The sequence below is a fragment of the Mangrovibrevibacter kandeliae genome (assembly GCF_024519155.1).
Lineage (GTDB): Bacteria > Pseudomonadota > Alphaproteobacteria > Rhizobiales > Rhizobiaceae > Mangrovibrevibacter > Mangrovibrevibacter kandeliae.
In genome coordinates this window covers 1-13,005 of the sequence record NZ_JANIFJ010000012.1, presented here as the reverse complement: position 1 = coordinate 13,005, position 13,005 = coordinate 1, and the positions used below count along the sequence as shown (strand labels likewise).

The following is a 13,005-nucleotide window of genomic DNA, read 5'->3' as shown; positions in this document are numbered from 1 at the left end:
CGCGCGCCCTCAGGCGACCGGGCCGTCGAGCGGCGCCGGGCTGACGCTGACGCCGTCCGAGGTGATCGCGAGCTCGTGGACGGACATCGCATGCGGCCCATGGCGCTTCTTGACCACGGTGATCGAGCGCTTCAGCCGGTCGCCCTCCTCGCTGATCCGCAGCAGGAGCACGGTGTCGCCGAGGAAGCTGACATCGACGTCGATCGAGACGTTCTCGCCGATCAGCCCGTGCTGGGCGACGATCAGCATCGTCAGGATGCCGCGCCGGGCGAGGAACTTCAGCAGCGACTGGATGTCCTGCACCGCCTGGTCGCGGTTCGGCAGGGCGCTGAGATAGCCGGTGAAGCTGTCGATCACCACCACGCGGGTGCGGCCCTTGGCGACCTCCTCCTGGACGATCTGGCCGAACTGCCCGGCCGTCACCTCGCCGGGATTGAAGTCCTTGATCAGGAGTTCGCCGCTGTCGTGGAAGCTGCGCAGCTTCATGCCGAGGCCTTCGGAGCGGCGGAAGAAGGTCTCCACCCGCTCTTCGAACAGGAACAGGGCCACGTGCTCGCCGCGCTCCAGCGCCGCGGTGGCATAGAGCGAGGCCATGGTCGACTTGCCGGTGCCGGCCTGGCCGATCACCAGCGTCGTCGTCCCCGCCTCCTGGCCGCCGCCGAGCAGGTTGTCGAGGTTCTCGACGCCGGACTTGATCAGCTCCAGCGACTTCGTCTGCTCCGGGATCACCCGCGGCACGATCCGGGGAAACACCACGACCCCCTCGCCCTCGCGGATCACCATGTCGTGATATCCGTCGGCAACCGGCGTGCCGCGCATCTTGGAGACCTCGATCCGGCGCCGTGCGACGCCGTAGTCCGGCAGGGTCTTGTCGAGCCGGACGACGCCGTGCGCGATCGCCTCGATCTCGTCGTTGCGGGTGCGGCCGCGATCGAAGTCGGTGTCGATCAGAAGCGCGGTGATGCCCTGCGCGGCCAGCACCGACTTCAGCCCGATCAGTTCGCGGCGGAAGCGCGCGTCGTCGCCGGTCAAAACCCGGATCTCGAGCAGTGAATCGTAGACGATCCGCTTCGGCGCGTAGCGGCTGACCGCCTCGACGATCGCCTTGCGGGTCTCGTCGAGGCGCAGGTCGGCGGTCTGGAAGATCGACTGATCGCTCGCCGCCGTCGCGCCCTCGGCGGCCGACAGCTCCTCGATGTCGATCCCCTCAAGGCTCCAGCCGTGCGAGGCGGCGATCTGCTCGAGCTCGGCGCGGCTCTGCGACAGGCTCACATAGAGGCCGCGCTCGCCGCGGGCGACGCCGGCGCGCAGGAACTGCAGCGCCGCGGTGGTTTTGCCCGACCCCGGCGCGCCCTTCAGCAGGTAGATGTTGGAGACGGGAAAGCCGCCCTGCAGCACTTCGTCGAGGCCCGGTACGCCGGTGGTGATCACGGGATGGTCGTGCGGCATCAAAGGCTCCGGGCGAGAGGGGACGGCGGCGGTCGGCCGGGGATGGAACGTCAGTTGTAGCGGGATTCGGGGCGACGCCGCGAGAGGGACACGGTGACCTGATACAAAACCCGGGCGTATGCGCTTCAAGCCTTGGCGGTCAAGACGCTACCGTCGGCGGACCGGGTTCGAAGGCGGTGAAGGCATTGGGACTTACCCCTCGTCCTCGTCATTCCCCTCGCGCAGCGCGGCGCGACACACCGCCGCCACCGTGTCGCGCAGCCAGCGATGCGCCGGATCGGCGTCGAGGCGCGGGTGCCAGGTCGCGGCGACGACGATCTCCGGCGTTGCGACCGGCAGCGGGAAGCTCGCAAGGCCCGCGCCGGGCGCGTCGGCATCGCTCGCCGTGCCGCGCAGGCACGAACGCGGGACGAGGGCGACGAGGTCGGACCGGCGCGCCAGGCGCAGCGCATCCGGATGGCCCGGCACCACCACGGCGATCCGACGCGACAAGCCGAGCTCGGCCAGCGCCGCGTCGACCGGCCCGAGGCCGCTCTCCCGCCGCGCGGTGACGACGTGGCGGCAGGCGGCGTAGCGCTCCGGCGTCACCGTGCGCTCGAGCAGCGGATGGCCGGCCCGCACGGCCCCGACGAAGCGGTCGCGAAAGATGAAGCGGCGCCGCAGCTCCGGCGCGGCCATGCCGGGCACGCCGATCTCGAGGTCGACCGGCCCCTCGCGCAGCGGCTGCGCGTCCTTCTCCGGCTTCGGCACGAAGCGCAGGCAGACGCCCGGCGCGGCCTCGCCCACCGCCACCACCAGCGGCGCGGCGGCGAGCGCCATGAAGCCTTCGCTGGCACGGATGGTGAAGCGCGCCGCGAGCGTGGCGGGGTCGAGGGCTTCGCGCTGCGGGCTGAGCACGGCCCTCGCGGCACCCGTAACGTCCTGCACCGCCTCGCGCAGCGCCACCGCACGCGGCGTCGGCACCAGGCCGCGCCCGGCCCGTACCAGCAGCGGATCGCCCGTCGCGGCGCGCAGCCGCGCCAGCGTGCGGCTCATCGCCGAGGCGCTGAGGCCGAGCCGGCGGGCGGCACCGGTGACGCTGCCCTCAGCGAGCAGCGCATCGAGGGCGACGAGAAGGTTGAGGTCGACCGCATCATCCATGTCGCGAACCCTTGGCGTGACATGGCGCCGGACGCAACACTCCTGTGCAGGCCCTGCGTCTGGCGCCCTCCGTGGGTCAGCCGATATGGAGACCTGAAAGCGGCCGCCAGGCAGGTCCGCCGCGAGCCGCACCCTCCGCCGATCCTTCGGCTCTTTTCCCTCGGAGGCACCCGCCATGCGACTGATCGCGATCGAAGAGCACTTCCTCACCCGCGAGATCCACGCGCGCTGGATGGCGCTTGGCCTCGACGCCATTGATCCGAGCGTCGCGCTGCATTCCGGCGTGATCGAGCGACGCCTCCTCGACCTCGCGGGCGAGCGCCTGGCGCTGATGGACGAGAGCGGTGTCGACGTGCAGGTGCTGTCGCTGACGACGCCGGCGCTGCACGATCTCGGGCCGGAGAGCGTCGACCTCGCCCGCCGCACCAACGACGGAGTGGCCGAGGCGGTCGCCCGTCACCCGGACCGCTTCCAGGCCTTCGCCACGCTGCCGGTGTCGCAGCCGGACGCCGCGGCCGAGGAGCTGGAGCGCTGCGTCGGAACCCTCGGCTTCAGGGGCACGATGCTCAGCGGGCGCGTCGGCACGCGCAATCTCGACCATCCCGACCTCGCGCCGATCCTTGCGAGCGCCGCGGCGCTCGGCGTGCCTATCCTCCTCCACCCGCGCATGCCGCCGGCGGGCGTGCGCGAGGCCTATTATTCCGGCCTGGCGCCGCAGCTCGACGCCGCCCTCGCGAGCTTCGGCCTCGGCTGGCACTACGATGCGGGCATCCAGTTCGTCCGCCTCGTCCTCTCCGGCACCTTCGACCAGCTGCCGGACCTGCAGGTGATCCTCGGCCACTGGGGCGAGATGGTGCTGTTCTATGCCGAGCGGCTGGCGGCGCTGGACCGCGTCGCCGGGCTCGCGAGGCCTGTCGCCGACTACCTGCGCCGCAACCTCTGGGTCACCGCGAGCGGCATGGTTCTGCCACACTACCTCGAGCGCGCCGCTGGCTACGTCGGCACCGACCGGCTCCTGTTCTCGCAGGACTATCCGTACCAGTACCGGCCCGGCAACGACGCGCGGCGCTTCGTGGAGCGCTGCGGGCTCGACGACGCCGGCCAGGCGGCGTTCGCGCACGGCAACTGGGAGCGGCTGACGGGGATGCGGGAGGGGTAGGCGATCAGCGGGCGATGACCTAGAATATATCCATATGATAACTACGTTTTTTACTAACGTCGATCCCCAGAATGCCCATCTTATACAGATTTCAGCACTATCGGCCAAGAGGATAATCCGAAAATTACCACGACTCTCGTGTAATGTGTTGATCTCCATCAGATCTACAAAGTTGGTGAAATCCGCCTCGCTTGCAACCGGGACCTTTGGTCGCTTCCTCCCTCTCCCCCGTCCTTCCCTTCCTAAGCCCCTCCCCCATATCGGACCGCAAGCGTCCAGTTTGGAACGGCTACAAGGAAGCGGACATGCGCCTCACCATCAACGGCGTCGGGCAGGAGCTCGACCTCGACATCCGAACCTCGCTCCTCGATGCGCTGCGCGACCATCTCGCGCTGACCGGCACGAAGAAGGGCTGCGACCACGGCCAGTGCGGCGCCTGCACGGTGCTGATCAACGGCCGCCGCGTGAACAGCTGCCTCACCCTTGCGGTGATGCACGAGGACGACGAGATCACCACCATCGAGGGCCTCGGCCAGCCGGGCAACCTCCACCCGATGCAGGAGAGCTTCCTGCAGCACGACGGCTTCCAGTGCGGCTACTGCACGCCGGGCCAGATCGTCTCGGCGGTCGGCATGCTCGACGAGGCGAAGAAGGGCTGGCCAAGCCACGCCTCGAAGGACCTCGACGGCACCGTCAGCCTCGACAACGCCGAGATCTCCGAGCGCATGAGCGGCAACATCTGCCGCTGCTCGGCCTATCCCAACATCGTCGACGCCATCCGCGACGTGAACGAAAAAGGTGCGGCATGAGGCCCTTCGACTACACCCGCGCCACGGCTCCGCAGGAGGCCGCCGCGATGGCCGCGGCGGGCGCCACGAAGTTCATCGCCGGCGGCACCAACCTCCTCGACCTGATGAAGCTGCAGGTGGAGACGCCGGAGAAGCTCGTCGACGTCACCCGCCTGCCGATGAAGGACATCGTGGCGGAGGGCGACGGCCTGAAGATCGGCGCGCTGGTGCCGAACAGCGACCTTGCCGCCGACGAGCGGGTGCGGCGCGACTATCCGGTGCTGTCGCGGGCGCTCCTCGCAGGCGCCAGCGGCCAGCTCCGCAACAAGGCGACCACCGGCGGGAACCTCCTGCAGCGCACCCGCTGCTACTACTTCTATGAGACCAGCGCGCGCTGCAACAAGCGCGAGCCGGGCTCGGGCTGCGACGCCATCGGCGGCTTCAACCGCATCCATGCGATCCTCGGCACCAGCGACGCGTGCATCGCAACGCACCCCTCGGACATGGCGGTGGCGATGCGCGCGCTCGACGCCGAGATCGAGACGCTGACGCCGGACGGCGCGACGAAGCGCCATCCGATCGCCGACTTCCACAGGCTGCCGGGCGATACGCCGAACGTCGAGACCGTGCTGTCGCCGGGCGAGCTGATCACCGCCGTGCACCTGCCGGCGCCGCTCGGCGGCACGCAGATCTATCGGAAGGTGCGCGACCGTGCGTCCTACGCCTTCGCGCTCGTCTCCATCGCGGCGGTCGTGACGATGGACGCCGGCAAGATCGGCACCGTGCGCCTCGCCTTCGGCGGAGTGGCCCACAAGCCGTGGCGCAACGAGGCGGTGGAGGCGGCGCTTGCCGGCGAGACGCCGTCCGCGGCGCTGTTCGACAAGGCCGCCGACATCCTCCTCGCCGAGGCCAAGGGCTTTGGCGAGAACGACTTCAAGATCCCGCTGGCGCGTCGCACGCTTGCCGCCGTGCTCGCCGAAGCGACGGGAGTGAGCCTATGAGCGAGCACACCATCCAGATGGACAAGCCGATCGGCGAGACGCGGCTCGACCGCCGCGTCCAGGACGTGATCGGCAAGGGTGTCGCCCGCCACGAGGGTCCGCTGAAGGTCTCGGGCCGGGCGACCTACGCCTATGAGAACCTCGCCGGCGATGGCAAGAACGTCGCCTATGGCTTCATCGTCACCTCGACCATCGGTGCCGGCAAGATCAAGCGCATCGACGCGGTCGCCGCACTCGGCAAGGCCGGCGTCCTGCACGTCGTCACCGACAGTGACGGCCCCCGCGCGTCTGCCGATCCGGGCGACAAGAAGCCAACGGCGATCAACGGCCAGATCACCCACTACGGCCAGCCGGTGGCGCTCGTTGTCGCCGAAAGCTTCGAGACCGCCCGCGATGCGGCGAAGCTGGTGACGGTGGAGTACGAGCCGACCGAGGGCACCTATGCGCTCGAGGACGCGCAGGACAAGGCCTTCGATCCCGGCCAGGGCGTCATGCCCTCTATCGTCAAGAAGGGCGACTTCGACAAGGGCTTCGCCGCGGCCGAGATCAAGTTCGACCAGACCTACACGACAACCAGCCAGAGCCACTCGGCGATGGAGCCGCATGCCTGCGTCGCCGAATGGAACGGCGACGAGCTGACGCTCTATGGCTGCTACCAGCTGGTCTCGACCAATGTCGGCCAGCTGGCCGCCGCGCTCGGCATCGACAAGAGCCATATCCGGATGGTGAACCCGTATATCGGCGGCGGGTTCGGCGGCAAGCTCGGCATCGGTCCCGAGTCGGTCTTCGCCGCGAAGGCCGCAAAGGTCGTCGGCCGGCCGGTGAAGCTCGCCCTCACCCGCCAGCAGGTCTACCAGGACACCTCGCGCCGCACCGACACCATCCAGCGAATCCGCATCGGCTGCGACCGCAACGGCGTCATCAACGCGATCTCGCACGACACCCTCTGCGGCAACACGCCCGGCGACACGGTATTCGAGCCGGCGGGCATCTCGACCGTCTTCCTCTATGACGGCGAGAACCGGCTGATCACCCACCGGCTTGCCGAGGTGAACGTCGTCCTCGCCTCGGCGATGCGCGCGCCGGGCGAGGCGGTCGGCATGCTGGCGCTGGAAAACGCCATGGACGAGCTCGCCGAGCAGCTCGGCATCGATCCGATCGAGCTGCGCAAGCGCAACGAGCCGAAGGTCGATCCGCAGGACGGCAAGCCCTTCTCCTCGCGCATGCTGGTCGAGTGCATGGAGGAAGGCGCCAAGCGCTTCGGCTGGGCGGACCGCTCCAAGGTGCCGGGCGCCCGCCGCGAAGGCGAGTGGCTGATCGGCACCGGCATGGCCGCCGCCTCGCGCAAGAACCTCCTGCAGAAGGCCTCGGCCAAGGTGGAGCTGCGGCCGGACGGCTCGGCGACGATCGAGACCGACATGACCGACATCGGCACCGGCACCTACACCATCCTGTCGCAGATCGCGGCCGAGATGCTCGGCCTGCCGCTCGACAAGGTGGCGGTGACGCTCGGCGATTCCGACCTGCCGCAGGCCCCGGGCTCCGGCGGCTCCTGGGGCGCCAACTCCTCCGGCTCGTCGGTCTACGCAGCCTGCGAGGGCATCATCGAGAAGATCGCAGCCAAGCTCGGCGTCGAGCCGGCCGGGCTGACGCTGAAGGACGGCACTGTCATCGCCGACAACAAGCAGACGGCGCTGACCGAGCTCCTCGCGGGGGAGCCGATCACCGTCACCGGCACCTTCAAGCCGGGCGACGCCTTCAAGGGCACCCATCAGGCGAGCTACGGCGCGCATTTCTGCGAGGTGGCGGTCAATGCCGTCACCGGCGAGACGCGCGTGCGCCGGCTCATGACGGTGGCGGCGGCAGGCCGCATCCTCAACGAGAAGACCGCGACCTCGCAGAGCTACGGCGGTCAGATCTTCGGCATCGGCGCGACGCTGACCGAGGAGCTCGTGGTCGACCCGCGCACCGGCCTGATCGTCAACCACGATCTTGCCGAGTACCACGTGCCGGTGAACGCCGACGTGCCGCAGCTCGAGGTGGTCTTCCTCGACGAGCGGGACCATGCGGCGAGCCCGCTGGCGTCGAAGGGCATCGGCGAGCTGGCGCTGTCCGGCGTCGGGGCGGCGATCTCCAACGCCATCCACAACGCGACGGGCATCCGCCTGCGCGACTACCCGATGACGCTCGACAAGGTGCTGGCCGGCTGGGCTGCAGGCAAGCAGGCGGCCTGACCGCCGCCCGAGCCTGGGAACGACAAGAGGCGGCACCATCCGGTGCCGCCTTTTTCGTTCGTCCCTCAGCCGTGCAGCTTCAGCGCCGGCCCGTGCGTCGGGCCGACCGCGTCGGCGAAGATCGCGACGGAGCCGCGCAAGGGCCCCAGCACCGCCCACTGATGCCGGCGCTGCAGCGCGTGGTAGGCCGCGATGGCGAAGCGGCCGCCGACGAGGAGATCCCTGCGGTCGAGCAGCCCCAGGAGGCCGACCGTACCTGCGCTCGCGAGCGAGATCAGCTGGCCGCGGTCGCGGTAGACGAACGGGTCGACGCGGTGGCCCTTCAGGCGACGCGGCAGGGCCCGTGCAAGATAGGCCGCCTGCTGGCTCGCGACCTGCGCGGTCGGCGCGAGCGGCCGGTCATCGCCGACCGGCGTCAGGCTGGCGGCGTCGCCCATCACGTAGACCGCCTCGTCCACCGTCGAGCGAAGGCGGGCGTCGATGCGGATCCGGCCCTTGCCGTCGAGCTCGAAGTCGCCGAGCTGCCGCAGCACGGGGTTGCCGATCAGGCCGGCCGCCCAGACCGTCAGGTCCGCCGGCCAGACCCGCCCGTCCTCAGCCTGCACCGCGTCCGCGCGCACCGCCGTCACCCTCACCCCCGTCGCCACCTCCACCGCCAGCGCGCGCAGGCGCTCGAGCACCGAATGCCGCAGTGGGTCGTCAGCGCCCGGCATCAGCTGCGGCGCCGCCTCCAGGATGGTCAGGTGCAAGCGCGGCGCCATATTCGCCGGATCCTCGCCGGGAAACGCCGTTTCCGCCAGCCGCAGATGCGCGGCGAGTTCGGTGCCGGTCGCCCCGGAACCGACGATCACCACGCGCGCCGGCTCACGTCTCTCGCGCGCCCGGATCATCAGGCCGGTGAACAGGCTGCGGAAGGCATCGGCGTCCTCTCGCCCATCGAGCCGGATCGCGTGTTGCGCAACGCCCACCGTGCCGAAATCGGCGGTGATGCCGCCCAGGGCGACGACACAGACGTCGTAGGACAGCGTGCGCGCCGGCGCCCGCTCCCGGCCGTCGAGGTCAAGGATCGGCCGAAGCTGCACCCGACGGCCCTGCCGGTCGATCCGCGCGACCGAGCCCTGCTCGAAGCGAAAGCCGCGCAGCCGGGCCAACGTATAGAAGCTGATCTCGCTCAGCATGCTGTCGACCGTGCCAGCTGCGAACTCATGCAGCCGCGGTTTCCACAGATGCGCAGGCGACTGGTCGACCAGCGTCACCGCATAGGAGCCCTCGGCCGCGAGCGCGCCCGCGAGTTCCAGCCCGCCGGCGCCGCCGCCGAGGATCAGGAGCCGCGGGCGCGCGCGGTCCGCCATGTCGGCCTTTCGCCGCGGTCTCAGAAGCCGCGCATCAGCCCGGTGATGCCGATGATGATGAGATAGATCGCGACGACGTAGTTGAGCAGCCGCGGCGCGATCAGGATCAGGATGCCGGCGATCAGCGCGATCAGCGGCTGCAGCGTCACGATGTCGAGGGTCATGCGGGTGCTCCTTGCGCTCTGAAAAGGCGGCTCAACCCATGTGCCAGCCATGGCTTGCGGTGATCGACTGACCGGTGAGCGCGTTCGAAGAGAAGCCTGCCAGGAAGAGCGCCAGTTCGGCAACGTCGGCCATGCTGGTGAATTCGCCGTCGACGGTGTTGCCGAGCATGATCCGCGAGACGACGTCGGCTTCGGGAATGCCGAGGTCTCGGGCCTGCTCGGGGATCTGCTTCTCCACCAGGGGCGTCTTCACGAAGCCGGGGCAGATGACGTTGGAGCGCACGCCATGCTTGGCCCCCTCTTTCGCCATGACGCGAGCCAGGCCGAGAATGCCATGCTTGGCCGATACGTAGGCGCTCTTCAGCGGCGAGGCCTCGTGGCTGTGCACCGAGCCCATGTAGATCAGCGACCCGCTCTTGCGGGGATACATGTGGCGGATGCAGGCCTTGGTGAGGAGGAAGGCGCCGCCGAGATGAATGTCGACCACGCGGCGGAACTCCTCGTAGGGGAAATCCTCCAAGGGATGGACGATCTGGATGCCGGCGTTCGAGACCATCGTGTCGATCCGGCCGAACGCCGCCGCCGCGCGATCGACGCCTTCATTCACGGCGTCTTCGTCGGTGACGTCCATCAGGAATGCGACAGCTTCGCCGCCTGCCGCCTGCACGGCCGCGACTGTGGCGTCGGCGGCACCGGCATTCACGTCGCAGACGGCAACCCTCGCACCCGCACCGGCGAAGCGCAGGGCTATCTCGCGACCGATGCCAGACCCGGCTCCGGTGACGACGGCGGCACTCCCGGCAAGGCTCATGGCGTCCACTCCCCGATGCTTGCGCCACAAAAGCTAGCGCCCCGGCCTGAAGAACAAGCCGGGGCGCCAGGTTAAATCGCAGTCAGGCGATCGGCGCGCGCTCAGAACTCTTCCCAGCCGTCCTCGGCGGCGGCCGGCTTGCGGGCGGCGCCACCGGTGCCGACCGACTTCAGCTGTGCCACCGGGCGCGGCGCGGACGCTGCCGCGGGCTTGGCCGCCGGTCGGGCCGGCGCGGCGGCGCTCGGCCGGCTCGCGGCGCGGCGCGCCTGCTGCTGGTGGCCGCTCGAGGCCGCCGTCCTGAAGCGGGAGATCAGCCGCGCCAGCTCGTCGGTTTCGTTCGCCAGCGTCTGCGCCGCCGCCGTCGCCTCCTCCACCATCGCCGCGTTCTGCTGCGTGACCTTGTCCATCTGGTCCGCCGCTGCCGACACCTCCTTCAGGTTCGCCGCCTGCTCCCGGGCGCTGCGCGCGATCTCCGACACCTCCGACGACATCGCCGCAACCTGCGCCACGATCTCCTCGAGCGACTTGCCCGAGGCCGACACCAGCTCGACGCCCTCCTCCACCTGGCTCGACGAGGTCGAGATCAGGTCCTTGATCTCCTTGGCGGCCTCGGCCGAGCGCTGCGCCAGACCGCGCACCTCCTGCGCGACCACCGCAAAGCCCTTGCCGGCTTCGCCGGCACGCGCCGCCTCGACGCCCGCGTTCAGGGCGAGGAGGTTGGTCTGGAAGGCGATCTCGTCGATGACGCCGATGATCTTGCCGATCTGCTCGGACGACTGCTCGATGGCGTGCATGGCTTCCACCGCCCGGCCGACGATCTCGCCGCCCTTCTCGGCGTTCTTCTGCGCGGTCTGGGCCGAACTCTGGGCGCGCGCCGCGCCCTCGGCCGTCACGTTGACGCCGCGCGTCACCTCCGACAGCGCCGCCACGGTCTGCTCGAGGCTCGCCGCCTGCTGCTCGGTGCGCTGGGCGAGATCGTTGGAGGCGGTGTTGATCTCGTCGAGGCCGGAGCGGATCGACGACACGCCGGTCATGACGCCGCCGAGCGTCTCCTCCAGCGCCGCCGTCGACTGGTTGAACTGCGCCCGGATCGGCTCGAACTCTTCGGCCACCGGCCGCTCCATGCGCACCGTCAGGTCACCCTCGGCCAGCCGCTCGAAGCCGGCCTCGATGTCGTGCACGAACCCCTTCAGCTCCTCGGCCTTGGCCTGCTCGGCCGCCATCTGGCGCTCCCGCTCGGCGACCTGCGCCTCGCGGACAGCCTTCGCCTCGGCCTCCAGCCGGTCCTGCCGGATCGCCGCCTGCTTGAACGTCTCCACCGCGCCCGCCATCGCGCCGAGCTCGTCCTTGCGGTCCGCGCCCGCAACCAGGACGGCCTTGTCGCCGCCGGCGAGCTTCAGCATGACACCCGTTAGCGCACGGACCGGGCCGGCGATGCCGCGGGTCAGCACCCAGCCGAGGCCGATCGACAGGAGGACGAGCACGCCGATGCCCACCATCAGGGCCATGCGCACATCGTCGGCCGCCGCAGCACTCCCATCCCATCCGGATTCGATCGACGCGTTTTCTGCAGTGGTGATCTTGTCGATGGCGTTTTCGAGCGCCTCGATGGACTTGTCCGCCGTCTCGCTGGTGAACAAGGTCAGCGCATCGGTTGCCGTCGCCTCGTTCGACGCCAACCGTACGATCGGCTCCACCACCGTCGCCTTCCAGCCGGCAAGTGCCGCGGCAATCGCGTCGACGTCACCGGACAGCTCGGGGTAGGTCGCCTTCATCGTCGCGAACTTGTCGGCGAGTGCCGCGTCACGCGACGCGATCGCCTTGGTGTAGCGCTCGTTGTGGGTGATCATGAAGGCGCGGAGCGCGGCCTCCATGCGCGAAACGATGAAGCGGGTCTCGGTGGACTGAGCCGCGATATGGGTGTGGCGGTTGATGTTGTCTCGCGCCGCGTCGATCTCGCCGAGACTGCTGCGCACGAAGAGCCCCATCAGCGCGGCGCCGATGATCAGGATGCCGAACGCCAAACCGATTTTCTTCGCGATGCTGAGGTCGCTCGTCCGCATGAAAGTCTGCCTCTTGAACTCGATGGACTCCGCTCAATTCGGCGGGCCGTCAGAGGCGCAGAACTGAAGCATCGCGAACTTTAAGCGACTTGTGCTAAAAGACTGTTGCCGGCAACGCGTCCTTTTCCCCCACGGCAGGACGCGATCGCGACTGAACCGTTGCCGCCCGCATCGGACGTCCTTCAGGGGTGTGGGCCGCGCCCGCGGGAGGGCCGAGACCGAACCGCAGGCCCGGCGTTTGCGCGCCACGCTATGGCGCCGGGGGCGGGCAACGGGTCACCTCGCCCTCGGCGCGCGCTCAGAACTCTTCCCAGCCGTCCTCGGCGGCGGCCGGCTTGCGGGCGGCGCCACCGGTGCCGACCGACTTCAGCTGTGCCACCGGGCGCGGCGCGGACGCTGCCGCGGGCTTGGCCGCCGGTCGGGCCGGCGCGGCGGCGCTCGGCCGGCTCGCGGCGCGGCGCGCCTGCTGCTGGTGGCCGCTCGAGGCCGCCGTCCTGAAGCGGGAGATCAGCCGCGCCAGCTCGTCGGTTTCGTTCGCCAGCGTCTGCGCCGCCGCCGTCGCCTCCTCCACCATCGCCGCGTTCTGCTGCGTGACCTTGTCCATCTGGTCCGCCGCTGCCGACACCTCCTTCAGGTTCGCCGCCTGCTCCCGGGCGCTGCGCGCGATCTCCGACACCTCCGACGACATCGCCGCAACCTGCGCCACGATCTCCTCGAGCGACTTGCCCGAGGCCGACACCAGCTCGACGCCCTCCTCCACCTGGCTCGACGAGGTCGAGATCAGGTCCTTGATCTCCTTGGCGGCCTCGGCCGAGCGCTGCGCCAGACCGCGCACCTCCTGCGC

The 13,005-nt window shown here is 69.7% G+C and carries 11 protein-coding genes; 4 read left to right on the top strand and 7 right to left on the bottom strand.

The genetic code is table 11. From position 1 onward, the window contains the following. Positions 1-9: 9 nt before the first annotated feature. Positions 10-1,449 carry an ATPase domain-containing protein gene (locus NPA30_RS19355; protein WP_256804432.1) on the bottom strand — a complete coding sequence of 480 codons (1,440 nt, stop codon included), beginning with the start codon at positions 1,447-1,449 and terminating at the stop codon, positions 10-12. Positions 1,450-1,641: 192 nt separating this feature from the next. Continuing rightward, positions 1,642-2,589, bottom strand: a complete 948-nt coding sequence (locus NPA30_RS19350; protein ID WP_256804431.1) for a LysR family transcriptional regulator — start codon at positions 2,587-2,589, stop codon at positions 1,642-1,644. Positions 2,590-2,764: 175 nt separating this feature from the next. Here NPA30_RS19350 and NPA30_RS19345 point away from each other — a divergent pair, with 175 nt between their 5' ends. From NPA30_RS19345 to NPA30_RS19330, 4 genes are all read left to right on the top strand, one after another. Continuing rightward, the gene (locus NPA30_RS19345; protein WP_256804430.1) at positions 2,765-3,748 is read left to right on the top strand and encodes an amidohydrolase family protein; all 984 of its coding nucleotides are present in this window, start codon (positions 2,765-2,767) and stop codon (positions 3,746-3,748) included. Positions 3,749-4,053: 305 nt separating this feature from the next. Further along, positions 4,054-4,557: a 2Fe-2S iron-sulfur cluster-binding protein gene (locus NPA30_RS19340; protein WP_256804429.1), complete on the top strand. Its 504-nt coding sequence runs from the start codon at positions 4,054-4,056 to the stop codon at positions 4,555-4,557. Continuing rightward, positions 4,554-5,537, top strand: coding sequence for an FAD binding domain-containing protein (locus tag NPA30_RS19335; protein ID WP_256804428.1), 984 nt, complete (start codon positions 4,554-4,556; stop codon positions 5,535-5,537). The genes NPA30_RS19340 and NPA30_RS19335 overlap by 4 nt, the downstream gene beginning before the upstream one ends. Beyond that, the gene (locus NPA30_RS19330; protein WP_256804427.1) at positions 5,534-7,771 is read left to right on the top strand and encodes a xanthine dehydrogenase family protein molybdopterin-binding subunit; all 2,238 of its coding nucleotides are present in this window, start codon (positions 5,534-5,536) and stop codon (positions 7,769-7,771) included. Before NPA30_RS19335 ends, NPA30_RS19330 begins: the two co-directional genes overlap by 4 nt. Positions 7,772-7,836: 65 nt before the next feature. Here NPA30_RS19330 and NPA30_RS19325 read toward each other — a convergent pair whose 3' ends face one another. From NPA30_RS19325 to NPA30_RS19305, 5 genes are all read right to left on the bottom strand, one after another. Next, complete coding sequence (locus NPA30_RS19325) at positions 7,837-9,123, bottom strand: NAD(P)/FAD-dependent oxidoreductase (RefSeq protein ID WP_256804426.1); 1,287 nt, start codon at positions 9,121-9,123, stop codon at positions 7,837-7,839. A 20-nt stretch (positions 9,124-9,143) separates the two neighbouring features. Beyond that, positions 9,144-9,287, bottom strand: coding sequence for a DUF3096 domain-containing protein (locus NPA30_RS19320; RefSeq protein ID WP_256804425.1), 144 nt, complete (start codon positions 9,285-9,287; stop codon positions 9,144-9,146). Positions 9,288-9,318: 31 nt separating this feature from the next. After that, a complete protein-coding gene (locus NPA30_RS19315; protein WP_256804424.1) occupies positions 9,319-10,098 on the bottom strand; it encodes a 3-hydroxybutyrate dehydrogenase in 780 nt (259 codons plus the stop codon). 101 nt (positions 10,099-10,199) lie between these two features. Beyond that, positions 10,200-12,161 (bottom strand): methyl-accepting chemotaxis protein, encoded by a 1,962-nt coding sequence (locus NPA30_RS19310; protein ID WP_256804423.1) that lies wholly within the window; start codon positions 12,159-12,161, stop codon positions 10,200-10,202. A gap of 298 nt (positions 12,162-12,459) precedes the next feature. After that, positions 12,460-13,005 (bottom strand): methyl-accepting chemotaxis protein (locus tag NPA30_RS19305; RefSeq protein WP_256804422.1); only part of this gene is annotated, 546 nt, incomplete at its 5' end.

Bases quoted from the DNA above. Each gene is read 5' to 3' on its own strand.
- NPA30_RS19355 (WP_256804432.1), bottom strand. From the start codon at position 1,449: ATGCCGCACGACCATCCCGTGATCACCACCGGCGTACCGGGCCTCGAC.
- NPA30_RS19350 (WP_256804431.1), bottom strand. From the start codon at position 2,589: ATGGATGATGCGGTCGACCTCAACCTTCTCGTCGCCCTCGATGCGCTG.
- NPA30_RS19345 (WP_256804430.1), top strand. From the start codon at position 2,765: ATGCGACTGATCGCGATCGAAGAGCACTTCCTCACCCGCGAGATCCAC.
- NPA30_RS19340 (WP_256804429.1), top strand. From the start codon at position 4,054: ATGCGCCTCACCATCAACGGCGTCGGGCAGGAGCTCGACCTCGACATC.
- NPA30_RS19335 (WP_256804428.1), top strand. From the start codon at position 4,554: ATGAGGCCCTTCGACTACACCCGCGCCACGGCTCCGCAGGAGGCCGCC.
- NPA30_RS19330 (WP_256804427.1), top strand. From the start codon at position 5,534: ATGAGCGAGCACACCATCCAGATGGACAAGCCGATCGGCGAGACGCGG.
- NPA30_RS19325 (WP_256804426.1), bottom strand. From the start codon at position 9,123: ATGGCGGACCGCGCGCGCCCGCGGCTCCTGATCCTCGGCGGCGGCGCC.
- NPA30_RS19320 (WP_256804425.1), bottom strand. From the start codon at position 9,287: ATGACCCTCGACATCGTGACGCTGCAGCCGCTGATCGCGCTGATCGCC.
- NPA30_RS19315 (WP_256804424.1), bottom strand. From the start codon at position 10,098: ATGAGCCTTGCCGGGAGTGCCGCCGTCGTCACCGGAGCCGGGTCTGGC.
- NPA30_RS19310 (WP_256804423.1), bottom strand. From the start codon at position 12,161: ATGCGGACGAGCGACCTCAGCATCGCGAAGAAAATCGGTTTGGCGTTC.